This window comes from Pseudonocardia nigra, assembly GCF_019396355.1.
GTDB lineage: Bacteria > Actinomycetota > Actinomycetes > Mycobacteriales > Pseudonocardiaceae > Pseudonocardia > Pseudonocardia nigra.
In genome coordinates, this window is sequence record NZ_JAHKRK010000187.1 from 1 (window position 1) to 16744 (window position 16744).

18 protein-coding genes and 2 pseudogenes are annotated in these 16744 nt (G+C 74.6%); 10 read left to right on the top strand and 10 right to left on the bottom strand.

The window, feature by feature from the left end; genetic code table 11:
- The coding region (locus KME75_RS31650) for a hypothetical protein (protein WP_219418608.1) at nucleotides 1–368 on the bottom strand (368 nt) is incomplete at its 3' end.
- A 561-nt stretch (nucleotides 369–929) separates the two neighbouring features.
- On the opposite strand from KME75_RS31650, the gene KME75_RS31655 reads away from it, so the two are divergent.
- On the top strand, nucleotides 930–1418 hold the full coding sequence (locus tag KME75_RS31655) for a hypothetical protein (RefSeq protein WP_219418609.1): 489 nt from the start codon (nucleotides 930–932) through the stop codon (nucleotides 1416–1418).
- Nucleotides 1419–1863: 445 nt separating this feature from the next.
- Here the strand turns inward: KME75_RS31655 and ligD are convergent, their stop codons facing one another.
- Entirely contained in the window at nucleotides 1864–2916 is a 1053-nt protein-coding gene (ligD, locus tag KME75_RS31660; protein ID WP_219418610.1) for a non-homologous end-joining DNA ligase, read from the bottom strand.
- 31 nt (nucleotides 2917–2947) lie between these two features.
- Here ligD and KME75_RS31665 point away from each other — a divergent pair, with 31 nt between their 5' ends.
- Nucleotides 2948–3253, top strand: a complete 306-nt coding sequence (locus KME75_RS31665; RefSeq protein WP_219418611.1) for a hypothetical protein — start codon at nucleotides 2948–2950, stop codon at nucleotides 3251–3253.
- Here the strand turns inward: KME75_RS31665 and KME75_RS31670 are convergent.
- Nucleotides 3240–3938 carry a response regulator gene (locus KME75_RS31670; RefSeq protein ID WP_308283270.1) on the bottom strand — a complete coding sequence of 233 codons (699 nt, stop codon included), beginning with the start codon at nucleotides 3936–3938 and terminating at the stop codon, nucleotides 3240–3242. The two genes, KME75_RS31665 and KME75_RS31670, sit on opposite strands and share 14 nt — an antisense overlap.
- Before the next feature lie 47 nt (nucleotides 3939–3985).
- Here KME75_RS31670 and KME75_RS43995 point away from each other — a divergent pair, with 47 nt between their 5' ends.
- The gene (locus KME75_RS43995) at nucleotides 3986–4207 is read left to right on the top strand and encodes a hypothetical protein (RefSeq protein ID WP_246633231.1); all 222 of its coding nucleotides are present in this window, start codon (nucleotides 3986–3988) and stop codon (nucleotides 4205–4207) included.
- 155 nt (nucleotides 4208–4362) lie between these two features.
- Here KME75_RS43995 and KME75_RS47065 read toward each other — a convergent pair.
- Nucleotides 4363–5085, bottom strand: a pseudogene (locus tag KME75_RS47065) (sensor histidine kinase); the annotation flags it as partial.
- A gap of 209 nt (nucleotides 5086–5294) precedes the next feature.
- Here KME75_RS47065 and KME75_RS45265 point away from each other — a divergent pair.
- The 3 genes and pseudogenes from KME75_RS45265 to KME75_RS31685 all read left to right on the top strand — a co-directional run.
- Nucleotides 5295–6434: pseudogene (locus tag KME75_RS45265) on the top strand (glycosyltransferase 87 family protein); the annotation flags it as partial.
- 159 nt (nucleotides 6435–6593) lie between these two features.
- Nucleotides 6594–7016, top strand: a complete 423-nt coding sequence (gene msrB / locus KME75_RS44005) for a peptide-methionine (R)-S-oxide reductase MsrB (protein ID WP_246633234.1) — start codon at nucleotides 6594–6596, stop codon at nucleotides 7014–7016.
- 131 nt (nucleotides 7017–7147) lie between these two features.
- Complete coding sequence (locus tag KME75_RS31685; RefSeq protein ID WP_219418614.1) at nucleotides 7148–8497, top strand: hypothetical protein; 1350 nt, start codon at nucleotides 7148–7150, stop codon at nucleotides 8495–8497.
- Here the strand turns inward: KME75_RS31685 and KME75_RS31690 are convergent.
- Genes KME75_RS31690 through KME75_RS31705 form a run of 4 tightly spaced genes read right to left on the bottom strand, consistent with a single transcriptional unit; the run spans nucleotide 8490 to nucleotide 10491 of the window.
- Nucleotides 8490–8888 carry a type II toxin-antitoxin system VapC family toxin gene (locus KME75_RS31690; RefSeq protein WP_219418615.1) on the bottom strand — a complete coding sequence of 133 codons (399 nt, stop codon included), beginning with the start codon at nucleotides 8886–8888 and terminating at the stop codon, nucleotides 8490–8492. The two genes, KME75_RS31685 and KME75_RS31690, sit on opposite strands and share 8 nt — an antisense overlap.
- Nucleotides 8885–9124 (bottom strand): FitA-like ribbon-helix-helix domain-containing protein, encoded by a 240-nt coding sequence (locus tag KME75_RS31695; RefSeq protein WP_219418616.1) that lies wholly within the window; start codon nucleotides 9122–9124, stop codon nucleotides 8885–8887. The genes KME75_RS31690 and KME75_RS31695 overlap by 4 nt, the downstream gene beginning before the upstream one ends.
- 40 nt (nucleotides 9125–9164) lie before the next feature.
- Nucleotides 9165–9860 carry a hydrogen peroxide-dependent heme synthase gene (gene hemQ / locus KME75_RS31700; protein ID WP_219418617.1) on the bottom strand — a complete coding sequence of 232 codons (696 nt, stop codon included), beginning with the start codon at nucleotides 9858–9860 and terminating at the stop codon, nucleotides 9165–9167.
- Between the two features lie 25 nt (nucleotides 9861–9885).
- On the bottom strand, nucleotides 9886–10491 hold the full coding sequence (locus KME75_RS31705) for a TetR/AcrR family transcriptional regulator (protein WP_219418618.1): 606 nt from the start codon (nucleotides 10489–10491) through the stop codon (nucleotides 9886–9888).
- Nucleotides 10492–10587: 96 nt separating this feature from the next.
- On the opposite strand from KME75_RS31705, the gene KME75_RS31710 reads away from it, so the two are divergent.
- Entirely contained in the window at nucleotides 10588–11223 is a 636-nt protein-coding gene (locus tag KME75_RS31710) for an NAD(P)-dependent oxidoreductase (protein WP_219418619.1), read from the top strand.
- Between the two features lie 4 nt (nucleotides 11224–11227).
- Here the strand turns inward: KME75_RS31710 and hemG are convergent, their stop codons facing one another.
- Both hemG and hemE read right to left on the bottom strand, forming a co-directional pair.
- A complete protein-coding gene (hemG, locus tag KME75_RS31715; RefSeq protein ID WP_219418620.1) occupies nucleotides 11228–12634 on the bottom strand; it encodes a protoporphyrinogen oxidase in 1407 nt (468 codons plus the stop codon).
- Nucleotides 12631–13704: a uroporphyrinogen decarboxylase gene (gene hemE / locus KME75_RS31720; RefSeq protein WP_219418621.1), complete on the bottom strand. Its 1074-nt coding sequence runs from the start codon at nucleotides 13702–13704 to the stop codon at nucleotides 12631–12633. Before hemE ends, hemG begins: the two co-directional genes overlap by 4 nt.
- Before the next feature lie 127 nt (nucleotides 13705–13831).
- Here hemE and KME75_RS31725 point away from each other — a divergent pair, with 127 nt between their 5' ends.
- The 3 genes from KME75_RS31725 to KME75_RS31735 all read left to right on the top strand — a co-directional run bounded on the left by KME75_RS31725 (nucleotide 13832) and on the right by KME75_RS31735 (nucleotide 16630).
- Complete coding sequence (locus tag KME75_RS31725; protein WP_308283272.1) at nucleotides 13832–14425, top strand: DUF3000 domain-containing protein; 594 nt, start codon at nucleotides 13832–13834, stop codon at nucleotides 14423–14425.
- A gap of 325 nt (nucleotides 14426–14750) precedes the next feature.
- Nucleotides 14751–15404, top strand: coding sequence for a LuxR C-terminal-related transcriptional regulator (locus tag KME75_RS31730; RefSeq protein WP_219418623.1), 654 nt, complete (start codon nucleotides 14751–14753; stop codon nucleotides 15402–15404).
- A gap of 41 nt (nucleotides 15405–15445) precedes the next feature.
- Complete coding sequence (locus tag KME75_RS31735) at nucleotides 15446–16630, top strand: HRDC domain-containing protein (protein WP_219418624.1); 1185 nt, start codon at nucleotides 15446–15448, stop codon at nucleotides 16628–16630.
- The last annotated feature ends 114 nt before the right edge of the window (nucleotides 16631–16744 follow it).

Sequence of the window (16744 nt, forward strand, 5' to 3'; positions counted from 1 at the left end):
GGCCCCCCCTCCTGGGCGGCCCGTGGGGCGCCGCGGACCTCGTCCGCAGCCGCCCCGAGCAGGCCGCGGACGTCGTCGACGAGCTGCGCGGACGCCGGCGTCGGCGGCTGCAGCCCGGAGAGTGAGGTGGCGGCCGACCGGGCGGTCGTCGCCGCCTCGCGCGTCAACACCGTGAGGTAGGGCTCGAACGCGGCGCCGTCGCCCGCGAGCCTCGTGGCGTAGCCGCCGCTGCGCACCGCGCTGAGTGCCTGCTCCACCGACGTCTCCGCCGTGTGCCGGACCTCCTGCTCGGTCCCCGACGAACCGCAGCCGCCCACGAGCATCGCGAGCGCCGCGACCGGCGCGATCCACCACCTCGGCCGCCGCACGCGGTCGGTCCTCCCGAAGATCAGCGCGCCCACGCGACGGTGTGCCCACCCCGCAGCCGATCCATTCGACGGGGCCCGAGCCGGCCATCGGAGCAGCAGGTCCGGCGGCGAGGTGCGGCCGGTCATCAGGAGAGCTGTCGATCTCCCTGGGGCTGGTCGACACCGTTCAGGCGGCCCCGCCGCCCGAGGGATGGACAGAGCGACGGGGCCTTGATCGCATCGGAGGTGCGATCCGTGGACCAGAATGACACCCACCCGCCGCTGTATCGAGAGCCGCTGAGGGTGCGCCCGCCCCACAACGTCCCGGACACCATCTCCGACGACCTGCGCGCCACCGACACGGCCGCGTGCCGAGCGGTGATCACACGGACCGCCTGGGAACGCGCTCTTGGGAGCGCTCTGGATGGCCTCGGGGTGAGCGCCCCTACGCGCGGCTGCGACTGCTCACCGTGCGCGGTCAGGTGTCGGTGCGGGCCTGTCCACCCTGCGGGGCCCTGGTGCTCGCGTCCGGGTCGGCGCAGCATTCCCGTGTCCACACCATCGGTCGGGAGGGCGGCAATCATGAGCACGCACCGCGAGAAGGCCAAGGAATGGCGGGAGTGGTTTGCCCGCTTCGACGCGGCGTCCCAGGCCGAGCGGCGCGCGATGCTCGACGACCGCAAGCAGCGGGAGGACGAAGCCTTCCTGGAACAGGCCACCGCGAGGGAGGCCGCCGAGTTGCGCGGGGTGTTCGAGCGGTCGGACGTGGAGCCGGTCGACCTCGACGAGCAGTCCGACGAACTCAAGTCGATCGACGTCGCCGTAATCCGGTCCGAGCACCAGCCCGAGGCGCAGGAGGAGGTCACGGTCCGAGCGAAGCGGTGGGCTGACGGCTCCGGCCCCGCGACCGTGACGATCGACATGGAGACGGTCGTGGCCGGGGTGATCGACTTGACCGTGGCGGACGCACGGCGGCTGATGGATGCAGTCGCCCGCGCGGTGGACGTCGCCGAACAACACCAGGCCCGGGAAGGAGAAGGCGACGGGGCAGGAGGGCTACCGCGCCCGTAGGAAGCCGCTCGGCGGCGCCTGTACCAAGATCGAACGCCCGGCGCCTCGTACCGCCCTTCCCGGTCACCAGCGCCATCTCGTGGTCGTCGACGTCGGCCATCTCCAGCCCACATGCCTCGGACGCCCGCACCCCCGTGTCGAGCGGCAGCCGGATCAGTTACCTCGTCGCGGCGGTTCCTCGAACGTCTTCCCCGGCGCACGGCCTTGATCAGCGCGGTCAGCTCGTCATCGGACAGCACCGGCACCGCTGGCACGTGGGGCACGGCCAGCCCGGTCGTCGGGTGCGCCGTCAGCTCGCCCTCGGCGATCAGACACGAGCAGACCGGTCAGGCCCCTCCAGCGGGTCCGCACCGTCCCGGTGCGTTCCGCTCGGTGAGGTCGGCGAGCCGTTCACGGACGGCGGCGCGATCGGGCGAGTGAGCGGATGCCAGCGCCCAGAAGGTTGCTAGTTCGGGGCGTTTCCGCTGGTGGTCGGCCTGGCCCGCGAGGGCTGCACCCGCATCGGCTCGCCGGGCATCTTCGGGTACTCGGGCGGGTAGGGCAGGTCCCCCAGCCCGCGGTCGCGTTCGTCGGCGGCGTACCACTCGAGCACCGTCTCGAGCCCGCCGACGGCGGCGTCCATCCCGGCGTGCGGGTCGCCGCGCTCGGCGAGCAGCGCGGGCACAGTGCGCACGTCGAAGTCCTCCGGCTCGACGTCGGGCAGCGTCTCCCACGTCACCGGCATCGACACCGTGGCCCGCGGCCGCCCGCGCACCGACCACGCCGACGCGACCGTGCGGTCACGGGCGGCCTGGTTGTAGTCGAGGAACACGCGCTCGCCGCGCTCCTCCTTCCACCAGTCCACGGTGGCGCGCTCGGGCAGCCTCTGCGCCACCCGCCGGGCGATCGCGATCACCGCATGCCGGACCGCGACGAAGTCCCACTCCGGGCGGATCCGCGCGAACACGTGGATCCCGCGCCCGCCCGAGGTCTTCGGCCAGCCGACGAGCCCCGCCTCGTCCAGCACCTCGTGCAGCACCGCCGCGACGGCGACGGCGTCGGCGAAGTCCGTGCCGGGCTGCGGGTCCAGGTCGATGCGCAGCTCGTCGGGCCGGTCCGGGTCGGTCCGGCGTACCGGCCAGGGATGGAAGTCGAACGTGCCCATGTTCGCCGCCCACAGCAGCACCGCGGGCTCGGTGGGACACAGCGACTCGGCGGTGCGGCCGCTGGGGAACGTCACCCGGACCGTCTGCGTGTACGGCGGGGCGCCCTTGGGCAGCCGCTTGGAGTAGAACGGCTCGCCGTCGACGCCGTCGGGATAGCGCTTGAGGTTGGTCGGCCGTTCGCGCAGCACCCCCAGCAGCGGTTCCACGACCGCGCGGTAGTACTCCACCACCTCGCGCTTGGTGATCCCCGGACCCGGGAAGTACACCTTGTCCGGGCTCGTCAGCCGCACCTCGCGCACCCCGCCGTCCGGTGCAGGCACCGGGATCAGCTCGACCGTGCCCTTGCTCGCCACGCAGCGGGACGCTACCGGTTACGCTTCCGGAATGCCCGGACTCGACGACCCGGATCGCACGGCCCGGTCGCGCCAGTTCGACGACGCGCTGCTCGGGCTCGACCCGGACGACCCGGAGGCGCAGGCCTTCGCCGCCCACCTCGACCGCATGCAACGCCACTCCCCTGCGTTCACCGTGGAGGGCTACCTGGACGGCGTGCGCGACTTCGCCGACAGCGCCAACCGGGCGGAGGGCGGCAGGCGCTGGGCGGCCGTGCTGGTGGTGCTGCTCCTGCTCGCGGTGGTCGCCTACGTGGTGTGGGACGCGCTGGCCTTCGTGGTGCTCACCTGGTGGTAGCGGTGCCGGGCACCACCAGCCCGCACTCGTAGGCCAGCACCACCGCCTGCACGCGGTCGCGGAGGTCGAGCTTGTCGAGGATCCGCCCGACGTGCGTCTTGATCGTCTCCTCGGCCAGCACCAGCTCGGCCGCGATCTCCCGGTTGGCGAGACCGCGGGCCATCAGCACGAGCACCTCCTGTTCCCGGGCGGTGAGCCGGGCCAGCCGTTCGTGGCCCGCCGGATCGGCCCGCCCCCGGCCCGCGATGTCGGCGATCAGCCTGCGGGTGATGGTGGGCGCGAGCAGCGCGTCGCCGGCCGCGACCACCCGGACCGCACCCGCGAGCTCCGCGGTGGGGGCGTCCTTGAGCAGGAACCCGCTCGCCCCGGCATGCAACGCGTCGTAGACGTACTCGTCGACGTCGAAGGTGGTGAGCACGAGCACCCGCGTGGGTGGTTCGGCCGGCTCGGCCAGCAGCTCCCGGGCGGCGGCGAGCCCGTCGAGCACCGGCATCCGGACGTCCATGAGCACCACGTCGACAGGCGTGCCGAGCGCCCGCAGCCTCCGCGTGCGGTCCACGGCCTGCCTCCCGTCGGCGGCGGTGTCGAGCAGCCGGATGTCGGGGGCGGCGCGCAGGATCGCGGCCAGCCCCTCCCGGACGATGTCCTGGTCGTCGGCCACCAGGACCGTGATCTCCCGCGTCACGGCCTCGCCTCCGTGGGCAGCGTGGCGTCGACCGTGTACCCGCGCGCATGCGGGCCGGCGACGAGCAGTCCGCCCACCGCGGTGACCCGCTCCCGCATCCCGAGCAGACCGGTGCCGGCGCCGTCGCCCGCGGAGCCGGGACCTGCTCGGCCGTGCCGCTGTGGACCTGGAGCCGTATCGCCGACGGCAACCAGTGCACCCGCACGCGCACGGCTGCCCCGGTGGCGTGCCGGGCCGCATTGCTCAGCGCCTCCTGCACCACGCGGTAGCCCGCCAGCCCGGTCTCGCCCGGCACCCGGCGTGGCTCCCCCACGACGTCCAGCTCAACGGCCATGCCGGATCCGCGCAGCGTCTCGACGAGCTCCTCGATCCCGTCGAGGTCCGGCACGGGTGCGGTCGGCCGGTCCGGGTCGTCGGCACGCAGCACGCCGAGCAGCCGCCGCATGTCGGCGAGCGCTTCGCGGGCGGCACCGGCGATGGTGGTGAACTCCGCGGCCGCCGCCTGCGCGGTGCCGGGCACCCGCTGCGGCGCGCTCTCCGCCCGTACGGCGATCGCGGACAGGTGGTGGGCCACGACGTCGTGCATCTCCCGGGCGATCCGCGTGCGCTCCTCGAGCACGGCCCGCCGCGCCTGCTCCTCGGCCGTGCCGCGGCGGGCCTCGGCGAGCCGGGAGGCGGTGCCCAGCTGGGCGCCGACGGCGGCGCCGAGACCGCCGACGAGCACGAGAACCAGGAACGGCGCGGCGAGCGCGGCGTCGACCTGCGTGGCGCCCGTCAGCGCGAGGACGACCGCGAGCGCCGCGATGTCGACCACGACCGCGAGCAGCGCGATCCGCCACGCGGCGGCGAGCGCCAGCAGGAACACGACGACGAGGTGCAGGAACACCGAGGACGCCGGGCCGGGCTGGTGGAGTGCGGGCGCGATGAGCGGCGTGGCGAGGGTGGCGACGAACGACAGGCGCCACCCCATCATCGGCCGCCGCAGCGCGAGCCAGACCGCGCTGGTCTGGGTGGCGGCGAGCAGCGCGACCTCGAACGCCCTGGTGGGCGCGCCGCCCGCCAGCTGGCTGGCGTCGATGACGCCCAGGAGCAACAGGGCCACCCCGGTGAGCACGCGGATCACCCGGGGCTGCGCGCGCAGCACCATGGCGGGGCGCTCGTCGACGCCTGCGACGAGCTGGCGAGCGGCGTCGAACGATGCGGCCCCGATCCGCGGAAGTCGCTCACGAACGGCCACGACCGGGATCGTACGGAGGCCGAGCAGGGCTGCCGTCCCTCTGCAGAGCCACTTCCGGGGCCGCACGGACAGCTCTGCAGCGGGACGTCTCCCCGGCCCGCCGTTCCTAGCGTCGCAGCATGCTCACCTCACCCCGCCGCGCCACCGCGGGCGTCCCGGCTCCGGGGCCCCGCGGCGCCCTGCCGCGCGCCGGGCGGGCTCGCCTCGCGCTCGTCGCCTGCGCCGCGGCGGCCATCGCACTCGCCCTGGTCACCGACCAGCCCGCGCACCGCGTCTGGGGCTTGCCGGCCGCGGCCGGGTACCTGCTCGTCGCCACCACTCCGTTCGCCACCCGGCCGGTCGCCCCCTGGCTCGCCGGCGCCGTGGCCGGCCCGTTGCCGCTCGCGGCGCTGGTCGCCGCCAGGGCCGGCACACCGGGCCCCTCACCGTTCGCCCAGCCCGAGGTGTGGGTCGTCGAGGCCGCGGCACGGCGGTGGCTCACCGCCGGGAGCCCGTATCCGTCCGCGCTCGAGACCGCCGCAGTGGCCGGGCCCGACGGCTACTTCCCCTACCCGCCCGGCATGGCGCTGTTCGGCATGCCCCGCGCGCTCCTCGGCGACGTGTGGTGGACCGACGCGCGCCTCGCCTTCGCCGCCGTCACGCTCGCCGGGTGCGCAGTCGGGGTACGTGCCTTCGCGCGTTCGCGGCCCGGCCCGCTCCCGCCCGCGGTGGGGTGGCTGCTGGCCGCCAACCCCCTGGTCGCGCTCACCCTCGCCACCGGCGGCCACGACCTCGCGCTGGCCGGCCTGCTGGTCGCGGCCACCGGCGTCGTGCACGCCGCCGTCCGGGATCCCCGCCTGGCCGTGGTGGCAGGCCTGCCGGCAGGGCTCGCCGTGGCCGTCAAATCGACGGCGTGGCCGGTCGCGCTCGTGCTGCTCGTGCTGCTGGCCCGCATCACCGGCGGCGATGGAGCCCGGCGGTTCGCGTCGGCGGCTGCCGTACCGGCGATGCTGCTGCTGTGCCTGCCCGTCGCGCTGCACGCCCCCGGCCTCCTCGTCGAGCACGTGGTGGCGTTCCCGGCCGGGCTCGCCGCGGTACCCACGCCCGCGGGCAGCTCGCTGCCCGGCGCGTGGATCGCGGCGCTGCCCGCCGGGCGGATGCTCGCGCTCACCGTGCTGGCCGCGGCCGCGGTGGCCGCGGCGTGGTGGCTGCACACGCGGCCGCCCGCCGACGCCCCGGCCGCGGCCCGGTTCGCCGCGGCGGGACTCACCGCCGCGATGCTGCTGGCCCCGGCCGGCCGCGTGGGCTGGTTCGTCGTCCCGCTGCTGCTCGCAGGGCTCGCCGCGGCCGCGCCGCGGGCCGCCGCGCCGGCCGGGCCAGGCGATCCTCTCGTCGGCGCCCCCGCGCGCAGCGGGAGCCGCAGACATAGTGTGGAGAGCATGGATCCTGCCACCGAACCCGCGCCGAAGGTCGTCAAGTCCGACGCCGAGTGGCGCGCCCAGCTCAGCCCCGCCGAGTACCAGGTCCTGCGGCAGGCGGGCACCGAGCGAGCCTTCACCGGCGAGTACACCGACACGAAGACCACCGGCCTCTACACCTGCCGCGCCTGCGGCGCCGAGCTGTTCCGCTCCGACACGAAGTTCGAGTCGCACTGCGGCTGGCCGTCGTTCTTCACCCCCCTCGCCGGCGACGCCGTCATCGAGCGCGTCGACCACAGCCTGGGCATGAAGCGGGTCGAGGTGCTGTGCGCCACCTGTCACAGCCACCTCGGGCACGTCTTCGAGGGCGAGGGCTACGGCACTCCCACCGACCTGCGCTACTGCATCAACTCGGTCTCGCTCCGACTCGTGCCCGACGCCTGACACAGGCGAGCATCCCGCACACCTTTCACCCGTTGGAGGTATTCAGGTCCTCGCCGAACCGGTAGGTGTTGACACCGACCGTGATCGGCGAACCGGAGGTTTCGATGCCGCGACCCCGTACCCGTCCACTGGTGGCAGTACTGGCCACGCTGCTCGGGCTGACGCTGCTGGGAGCGCCGACGGCCGCCGCGGCCGGGCCCCCGGGCGACGAGGCACTGCCCGGCTACACGATCGTGCTCCCCGAACTCGCACCGCTCGAGGTCGACGGCGCCCCCACCCGGGTGATCACGGGCGTCTCCGGGAGTGCGGGCTACGCGATCGAAGTGCCGCCGCACTGGAACGGCGAGCTGGTCATGTGGGCCCACGGCTTCCGCGGCAACGGGGCCGAGCTCACGGTCGACCCGCCCGCGTACGGGCTGCGGGAGCGGTTCGTCGAGCAGGGCTACGCCTGGGCGGCGTCGTCGTACGACCGCAACGGGTACGACATCGCCTCCGGGGTCCGCTCGACCCGGGAGTTGGCGAAGGAGTTCGGCCGGCTGGTCGACAAGCCGTCCCGGGTGTACCTGGCGGGCGTCTCGATGGGCGGGCACATCACGGCCCGGTCCCTGGAGGAGTACCCCTCGTTCTACGCGGGCGCGCTGCCGATGTGCGGCGTGCTCGGCGACCACGACCTGTTCGACTACTTCCTCGACTACCAGCTCGCCGCCGAGGCGCTGTCCGGTGTGCGGGCCTACCCGCCCGGCCCGGACTACGCCGAGACGGTGCTCCCGCAGATCTACGCCGGCCTCGGGCTCGCCCCGAACGACCCGACCATCTCCACGCCGGCCGGCCAGCAGCTGCGCGCCGCCACCGTGCTCGACTCCGGCGGGGTGCGACCCGGCGCGGACGCCTCGTTCGGCTTCTGGAAGGACTTCCTGTTCACGCTGGCCATCCCGAGCGACGAGCCCACGCCCGTCGAGGGCGTCGCGGCGGACCCAGGGCTCGTCGCGGGGAACATCGGCACCGACTACGAGCCGGACAAGCCAGTGGCGCTCGACGAGGTCGTGCAGCGCGTCGAGCCCGTGGAGGAGCAGATCCGCGAGTCGCGCAGCCTCACGCCCGTCGCGCAGGTGATCGGTCGACCGAAGGCACCGGTGCTGTCGCTGCACAACCTCGGCGACCTGTTCGTGCCGTTCGCGATGGAGCAGATCTACGCGGCCGAGGTCGCGGAGGCGGGGCGCTCCGAGCTGCTCTTGCAGCGCGCGATCCGCACCACGGGGCACTGCGAGTTCTCGCCCGTCGAGGCGGGAACGGCGTGGGACGACCTGGTGCGCTGGGTGGAGGACGGCGAACGGCCGGCGGGCGACGAGGTGCTCGACCCGAAGATCGTCGCCGACCCGGCCTACGGCTGCCGGTTCTCCGACGCGGCGGCGTACGCGGCGGCGGGACCGGTCTCGGAGGACGACACGCGGCGACTGTTCGAGCCCTGTCCGGCTAGCTGATCACCTCGACGGCGCACGGCAGGCCCGGGGCCCGGGCCAGCCGTGCGTCGGCGGTGAGGAGGGGGACGCTCAACGTCGTGGCGAGGGCAACGTAGAGGCCGTCGTAGAACGAGAGGTTCGCGCGAAGCGCCCATGCCAGCCGCGCGAGCGGTCCGTGCGTGTACTGCCGCGTCACGATCGCCGACACACCGTCGATTAGCCCCATCGCGCGCTCAGGCTTGAGCGCGCCCGCAAGCGTCAGCCTCCGCACCACGCTCCCGACCTCAGCGACGAGCAGATGCGGCGCATGAACAGCACCCTCGCCGACCCGTCGCCGGAGCGAAGCCGCACTCGCCGTCGCCTCCGTGAAGCCGTGAACGTAGGCGGAGGCATCGAGCACGATGGCGCTCACCGGCGTTCGGCATCCAGGTCGGCCACGATCTGCTCTGCGCTGAGCCCCAGCCCACCGTCGACGGCGATGTACTCCTCGAGACGACGGATGGCGGCCTCCCGTCGCGACCGGGCGTCGGCGAGCGCGATCACCTGTTCCCGCATGTACGCCTGGAGCGACTGGCCGGTGGCCCGCGCCTGCCGTCGAAGCGTCTCGTACGCGTCGTCGGGAACGTCGCGGATCTGAATCGTGGCCATGGAACCCAGAGTAGCGCTGATTCAGCGCTACCGACCCGGTTCAGGGCAGGGCGACAACCAGGTCGCCCGGCTCCACCCGCGGCCCGGTGAAGAACGGGGTCTCCTCCCGGACGTGCCGGCGCGCGTCGGTGGCCCGCAGGTGGCGCATGAGGTCGACGATGCGGTCGAGCTCGTCGGCCTCGAACGCGAGGATCCACTCGTAGTCGCCGAGCGCGAACGCCGGCACGGTGTTGGCGCGCACGTCGGGGTAGTCGCGGGCCTCCATGCCGTGCTCGGCGAGCATGCGGCGGCGCTCGTCGTCGGGCAGGAGGTACCAGTCGTAGGACCGCACGAACGGGTAGACGCAGACGTAGCGCCTGGCGTCCTCGCCCGCGACGAACGCCGGCAGGTGGCTCTTGTTGAACTCGGCGGGGCGATGCAGTGCGACCTGGCTCCAGACCGGCACGCTCGCTCGGCCGAGCGCCGTGGACCGCCGCAGGCCGGCGTAGGCCGCCTGCAGGGCCTCGACGTTGTCGGCGTGCCACCAGACCATGTAGTCGGCGTCGGCGCGCAGCCCGGCCACGTCGTACACACCACGCACGGTCACGCCCTTGCCCGCCAGCGCGTCGAGGTACTCGGTGACCTGGGCGGCGGCCTCGGCGCGGTCGTCGCCGAGCCGGCCGGGCTCCACCCGGAACACCGACCACATCGTGTAGCGGATCGCGCTGTTCAGCTCGGCGTAGTCCAGGCGTGGCATGCCCTCAATCCTGCCACGCGTGCCGTCACGCCCCGGACGCTGCGTGCGTGGCGCCCACCACGGCCGTCACCAGCCTCCGGGCCAGCGCCTCGCGCTCCGCGACAGTGGGCGGCGCGCCGGTGAAGGACGCCAGGAACCCCTGCTGGAAGCAGGCGCCGAGCAGGAGCGCGGCGAGCGCGTCCGGGTCGGCGTCGGGCGCGATCCGGCCGAGGTCCCGCTCGGCCCCCAGGTACCGGGCGAGCGCGTCCTGCGGCGCGCGCGGACCGCCCGCGCCGAGCTCGGCGAGGCGCTCGCGGTGGGCGGCCAGCAGCTGCCGCGAGGAGAACAGGGAGGCCGCAACGGGAAAGCTCTCGACGTAGAACGCGACCGCCGTGGCCACCAGCTCCTCGAGGTTCGCCCGCACCGTCCGGGTACCGACCTGCTGCCCCAGCCGCGCGATCAGCGGGCTCAGCCCGGGGAGCTGCTCCGCGAGCACGCTCAGGAAGATCTCCGTCTTGTCGCGGAAGTGCTTGTACAGCGCCGCTTCCGAGTAGCCCGCGGCGCGGGCGATCTCCTTGGTGGTCGCCCGCGCGTAGCCCTCGGTGCGCATGATCCGCAGCGCGGCGTCCAGGATGTTCTCCCGCGTCCCCACGGTCCTCCTCAGTGGCTTCCCAGCACCATCGTTGACGGTGAGTGAATGCTCACCCACCCTAGCTGGTAAGTGTTCGCTCACCACGAGGAGGATCACATGCAGCTCACCGTGTTCGGCGCCACCGGGGGTACCGGACGCCACGTGGTCCGGCAGGCGCTCGCCGCGGGCCACCGGGTCACGGCGGTCGTCCGGGATCCGGCCCGCCTGCCCGTCCCGGCGCAGGACGGACTGACGGTCGTCACGGCACAGCTCGACGACCGAGCCGCCGTGCTCGGTGCCGTCGAGGGTGCCGACGCCGTGGTCGACGCACTCGGCCCGAGCGCCTCCGGGCCGTCCACGATCATGACGGACGCCGCGCGCACGATCACCGCCGCGATGCGGGAGGCGGACGTCTCGAGGCTCGTGGTGATCAGCGCGAGCGGCGCGCACACGACCGGCGACAGTCTGCCGATCCGGCTCCTCGTCAAGCCCGTCCTGCAGCGGGTCCTCCGCCACGCGTTCGCCGACATGCGGGCCATGGAGGACGTGGTGCGGGAGAGCGAGCTCGACTGGACGATCGTGCTGCCGCCCCGGCTCACCGACAAGCCGCGCACGGGCGCCGTGCGCACGCGGGTGGGGGCCAACGTCCGCGGCTCGTTCTCGATCACCCGTGCGGACCTGGCCACCGCCGTCCTCGCCGCCGCGACCGACCGCGCCCTCCGCGGCGCCTCCCTGTCGGTGGCCGCGGGCTAGCCGGTCAGTGGGCGTCGAGCGGTGCGAGCAGGTGCGCGGCCAGCCGCTCCGCCGCGGCCTGCGCCGTGCCGACGCAGGCCGGCACGCCCACGCCGTGCAGGGCGGAGCCCGCGACGGCGAGGCCGGGCGGCAGCTCGCCCGCGATCGTCCGGACCCGGTCGAGGTGCCCCACGGCGTACTGCGGGAGCCCGCCGCCCCACCGCTGTACGTGGACGGCGACGGGCACGGCCGTGATCCCGGCGAGCGCCGTGAGGTCGGCGCGGACGCGGGCGACCAGCTCGGCGTCGTCGACCTGCAGGCAGGAGGCCTCCCCGAAGCGGCCGAGCGACGCCCGCAGGCGCACGAGCCAGTCCGGGGACAGGTGGTCCCACTTGGTGCTGGAGTGCGTGACGGCCTTCACCCGCAGCGGCTCGTCGGCGGCGATCAGCACCCCCGAGGTCGGGGGCAGCGCGGCGACGTCCTCGGGCCGGTAGGCGAGCGCCACCACCACCGAGGATGCGAGCTCGATCTCCCCCGCCCCCCGGGCCGCGGCAGGCGCCACCGGGGCCAGCAGGCGCGCCGCGGCCGGGGCCGGGACGGCCAGCAGCACGGCGTCCACGTCGAGCGCCTCGGACGCAGTGGTGGGGCGGAGCACGAGCCGCCACCCGGTGGCCAGGCGTTCCACCGCCCGCACTGTGGTACTCCGCCGCACGATCGCCCCGGATGCCGTCGCCAGCCCGTCGAGGAGCTCGCGGTAACCGCCGCGCAGCGCCCCGAAGACGGGACCGGGCCGCTTCCCTCCAGGTGCGGGGGGCGGTGCCGCTGCGTCGGCCGCGGCCGTGACCGACGGCGCGCCGGCGTCCAGCGCGGCGGCGAGCTCGGGGACGGTGGCGCGCAGGCCCAGCGCGTCGACGCGGCCGGCGTACACCCCGCCGAGCAGGGGGTCGGCGAGGCGATCGGCCAGCTCGTCGCCGAACCGCTCGCGCAGCAGCCCGCCGAGGGACACGTCGGCGCCGGGTTCCCAGCGCAGCGCCCGGTCGGGTTCGGCCGCGACCGCCGCCGCCCCGGCGCCCGACAGCAGGCCGTCGAGGCGGGCGCCACTCGTGGGCACCCCGCGCAGGGTGCCGGCGGGCAACGGTCCGGTGCGGCCGCCCGCGCGGACGGACGGGGCGGCCGAGGTGGGGGCGACCTGCCGGTCGGCGAGCCCCAGTTCCGCCAGCAGCGCCGGGATCTCCGGGCGCCGGGCGAGGAACGCCTCGGCACCGACGTCGTAGGGGACCCCGGCCAGGTCGACCGTGCGGAGCACGCCGCCGATGCGGTCGCGCTGCTCGAGCACGGTGATCGCGGCGGCCGGGCCGAGCAGGGCACGCAGCCGGTGCGCCGCGGCGAGCCCGGAGACGCCGCCGCCGACGATCGCGACGGCGGGGCTCACGGCGCCAAGCTGTGCACCAGCTCGACCAGCCGGGTGAGGACGTCCGGATCGGTCTCCGGGAGCACCCCGTGGCCCAGGTTGAACACGTGGCCGGGCGCCCGGCGGCCCTCGGCGACGATGCGGCGGACCTCGGCCTCGATCGAGGCCCGGTCGGCGAACAGCACCGCCGGGTCGAGGTTGCCCTGCACCGCGTGCGTGCCGCCGGTGCGGCGCGCGGCCTCGTCCAGCGGCACCCGCCAGTCGACGCCGACGACGTCGGCGCCCGCCTCGGCCATCGCCCCGAGCAGCTCGCCGGTGCCGACGCCGAAGTGGATGCGCGGCACGCCCACCCCGTCGAGCCCCTGCAGCACCCGGGAGGAGTACGGCAGGACGTACTGGCGGTAGTCGCGCTCGGAGAGCACGCCCGCCCACGAGTCGAACAGCTGCACGGCGTCGACGCCCGCGTCGACCTGCGCCCGCAGGAACACCGCGGCGGTGTCGGCGAGCCGCTCCATCAGTGCGCGCCAGACGTCGGGCGCCGAGCGCATCAGGGCCTTGGTGCGCTCGTGGTTGCGGCTCGGCCCGCCCTCCACGAGGTAGGAGGCGAGGGTGAACGGAGCGCCCGCGAAGCCGATGAGCGGGGTGTCGCCCAGCTCGCGCAGCAGCTGTGCGATCGCGTCGGTGACCGGGGCCACCTGCTCCACGTGCAGCGGAGGGAGGCGCTCGACGTCGGCGAGCGTGCGCACCGGGTGGGCGACCACGGGGCCCGTACCGGGGACGATGTCGACGCCGACGCCCGCCACATGCAGCGGCACGACGATGTCGCTGAACAGGATCGCGGCGTCGACCCCGTGCCTGCGCACCGGCTGCAGGGTGATCTCGCACGTGAGGTCCGGGGTGAGGCAGGCCTGCAACATGCCGGTGTCGGTGCGCAGCGCCCGGTACTCCGGCAGTGAACGCCCCGCCTGTCGCATGAACCAGACCGGCAGGTGCGCGGGAGTGTCCCCGCGGGCCGCAGCCAGCAGCGGGGCAGCGTGCAGGTCCCGGCGGCCGAGCAGCGCGGAGTCGGCGGTAGCGGAGTTCGACACCATGAGGTCGCCATCATCCCACGGGGACCGGCGGGATCACGCAGCGGCCGGACGTCGGGCGCCCGCCACCCGATCGGGTACCGGCGCGCCTCGTCGGCAGAACACGGAGAGCGACCTAGAGTTCACGCTCGTGCCCGACGCGAGCGCTCCACCACCTGAGTTCCGGGAGGCGGTCGCCTCGCTGCGCGCCATCCGGCCGCGGCCGGAGCTCCTCGTCTCGGCGATCGACGCGCCACCACGGCTCGCCCCGTACACGTGGGCGTTGGGCGTGGAGGCCGACGCGGCCGCCGGATGGCCCGGGGAGGACCCCGACGACCTCGTCGAGCCCGACACCTCCGGCCGGCTGATCCTGCTGCACGACCCCGCGGGCCAGGACGCCTGGGAGGGGACGTTCCGGCTCGTCTGCTTCGTGCAGGCCCGACTGGAGCCCGAGCAGCTCGGCGACGAGATGCTGCCCGTCGTCGGCTGGTCGTGGCTCACGGAGGCGCTCGAGCAGCACGGCGCCGAGTACGTCGCGCTCGGCGGCACCGTCACCCAGACGTCCTCGGTCCGCTTCGGCGACATCGCCGGACCCCGCCGGGACGACGACGTGGAGCTGCGGGCGTCGTGGACGCCGACCGCGTCGGACCTGTCCCGCCACGCCGAGGCGTTCTGCACGCTCGTCGCGTCGGCCGCGGGCCTGCCACCCGTCGGAGTGCTTCCGCTCGCTCGCCGAACGGTGTGAATCGGGGTGTTCACCTGCGCCTTCGACGCTCCGCGTGATCACTTTCTTCACTCGTACGGGTGGACCGATATCGACAACGCTGTAACTTTCACCCGGAGAAGTTCGATCCGATACACGACGTTAGACCGCTTGGGGGGCTACGCTTCCTCCACGACACCTCCTCGGGCGGTCGGGCGACAGCTCCACCGACCGGGGTTCTGGTGCCGGTCGGGGGGCAACGACCGACTCCAGGGAGGTAACCGACGTGGCCGTTGTGGGCCAGGGCGCGCCAGCGCGTAGCGCAGCGGGGCACAACCCGCCCGCCCATGCTGTGCTGTCGCCCGCGATGGTCCCGCACCCGCGGGAAGAGCTGTTCACGGTGCTGGTGGTCGACGACCACCCGCTCCTGCGCGAGGCGATCGCGGCGCGGCTGCGCACGATGGGCGCCGGCACGGTCTACGAGGCCGCCTCGGTGGCCGAGGCACGGGCCAGGGCGCACGCCAACGGGCCGTGCGACCTCGCGATCCTCGATCTCGGCCTCCCCGACGGGAGCGGGCTCGACCTCGTCACCGAGCTGCGGTCGCTGGGCTGGAACCGTCTCGTCGTGCTGGCGTCCTCGGACGACCCGTACGCGGTGCGGTCGGCGTTCCAGGCGGGCGCGCAGGCGTACCTGCTCAAGTCGGCGTCGGCGGCCATCGTCACCGACGGCGTGAAGCGGGTGCTGGACGGCGGCGTGTACGCCGACCCCACGGTCGCCCCGCTGCTCGCCACCGGCAGCCGGGTGCCGGGCACCGACAACACGCCGCGCGAGCTGTCGGCCCGCGAGGTCGAGGTGCTGCAGCTGGTCGCCGACGGCCAGTCGAACAAGGAGATCGGTGAGGCGCTGAGCCTGTCGGCGCTCACGGTGAAGAGCCACCTGTCGCGGATCGGGCGCAAGCTCGGTACCGGCGACCGCGCCCAGATGGTCGCGCTGGCGATGCGGGCCGGGGTCATCCGCTGACCGCAGAGAGCCATCAGGACCAGCAGGCCGGCCCGGCGCCGGTGCCACTGCTCGCGCCCGCGGACGGGCTTCCCCAGGTCGTCACCGACCTGCCCGCGCTGCGGCGCACCGCCGACGCCTTCGCAGCGGGCGCCGGGCCGATCGCCGTCGATGCCGAACGCGCCTCCGGGTTCCGGTACTCGCAGCGGGCCTACCTGGTGCAGCTGCGCCGCGAGGGTGCGGGCACCGCGCTCGTCGACCCCATCCCGCTCGACGGCGACCTGTCGGCCCTCGCCCCGGCGCTCAGCGGCCCGGAGTGGGTGCTGCACGCCGCCAACCAGGACCTGGCCTGCCTCGCCGAGGTCGGCCTCACCCCGTCCCGGCTGTTCGACACCGAGCTCGCCGGTCGGCTCGCCGGGCTCCCCCGCGTCGGGCTCGGACCGCTCGTCGAACAGCTGCTGGGGCTGTCACTGGAGAAGGGCCACGGCGCCGCCGACTGGTCCCGGCGTCCGCTCCCCGAGGACTGGCTCGTCTACGCGGCCCTGGACGTCGAGGTGCTCGTCGAGCTGCGCGACGTCCTCGCCGGGCTGCTGGCGGAGCAGGGCAAGCTCGAGTGGGCGCTGGAGGAGTTCGAGGCCGTGCGGACCGCTCCCCCGCCGGCGCCGCGTGCCGAGCCCTGGCGGCGCACGTCCGGCATCCACAAGATCCGCAAGCCGCGGCGGCTGGCTGCCGTCCGGGCGCTGTGGGAGGCCCGTGACCGGCTCGCGGCCGAACGCGACATCGCCCCCGGACGCGTGCTCCCCGACTCGGCGATCGTCGAGGCCGCGGTGGCCGGCCCCGAGTCGGCGCAGGCGCTGGCCGCGATGCCGGTCTTCCGCGGCCGCTCCCAGCGTCGCCTCACCAACTACTGGTTCTCGGCGCTCGCACAAGCCGCCCGGCTCGACGCGGCGGAGCTGCCGAAGGCCGCCGCACCGGCCGACGGCCCGCCCCCGGTCGCGCGGTGGTCCGACCGCGACCCCGACGCCGCCGCCCGCCTCGCCGCGGCCCGCGCCGCGATCGCCGAGGTCGGGGCCGAGCGCTCGGTCCCGGTGGAGAACCTCCTGCAACCCGACCTGCTGCGCCGCATCTGCTGGGCCCCGCCGCAGGACGGCGACGTGGCGGCGGCACTCCGCGCGGGCGGCGCGAGGAATTGGCAGGTGGACCTCCTGACCCCGCTGCTGGAAGCGGCCCTGAGAACGCGCGCCTGACCCGCCCTGTCCGCTGTGCCCCGCGGCGCCCCCCTGTGGCAGCAAGGTGGCGATGCTGCCGTCCAGTGGCAGTATCGCCACCTTGCTGGCGTTCCGGGCGGGCGTCAGGCGGCG

Coding starts and splice junctions, on each gene's coding strand:
- KME75_RS31655 (WP_219418609.1), top strand. CDS start 930: ATGAGCACGCACCGCGAGAAGGCCAAGGAATGGCGGGAGTGGTTTGCC.
- KME75_RS31665 (WP_219418611.1), top strand. CDS start 2,948: ATGCCCGGACTCGACGACCCGGATCGCACGGCCCGGTCGCGCCAGTTC.
- KME75_RS43995 (WP_246633231.1), top strand. CDS start 3,986: ATGCGGGCCGGCGACGAGCAGTCCGCCCACCGCGGTGACCCGCTCCCG.
- msrB (WP_246633234.1), top strand. CDS start 6,594: ATGGATCCTGCCACCGAACCCGCGCCGAAGGTCGTCAAGTCCGACGCC.
- KME75_RS31695 (WP_219418616.1), bottom strand. CDS start 9,124: ATGGCCACGATTCAGATCCGCGACGTTCCCGACGACGCGTACGAGACG.
- hemQ (WP_219418617.1), bottom strand. CDS start 9,860: ATGCCACGCCTGGACTACGCCGAGCTGAACAGCGCGATCCGCTACACG.
- KME75_RS31710 (WP_219418619.1), top strand. CDS start 10,588: ATGCAGCTCACCGTGTTCGGCGCCACCGGGGGTACCGGACGCCACGTG.
- hemE (WP_219418621.1), bottom strand. CDS start 13,704: ATGGTGTCGAACTCCGCTACCGCCGACTCCGCGCTGCTCGGCCGCCGG.
- KME75_RS31730 (WP_219418623.1), top strand. CDS start 14,751: ATGGTCCCGCACCCGCGGGAAGAGCTGTTCACGGTGCTGGTGGTCGAC.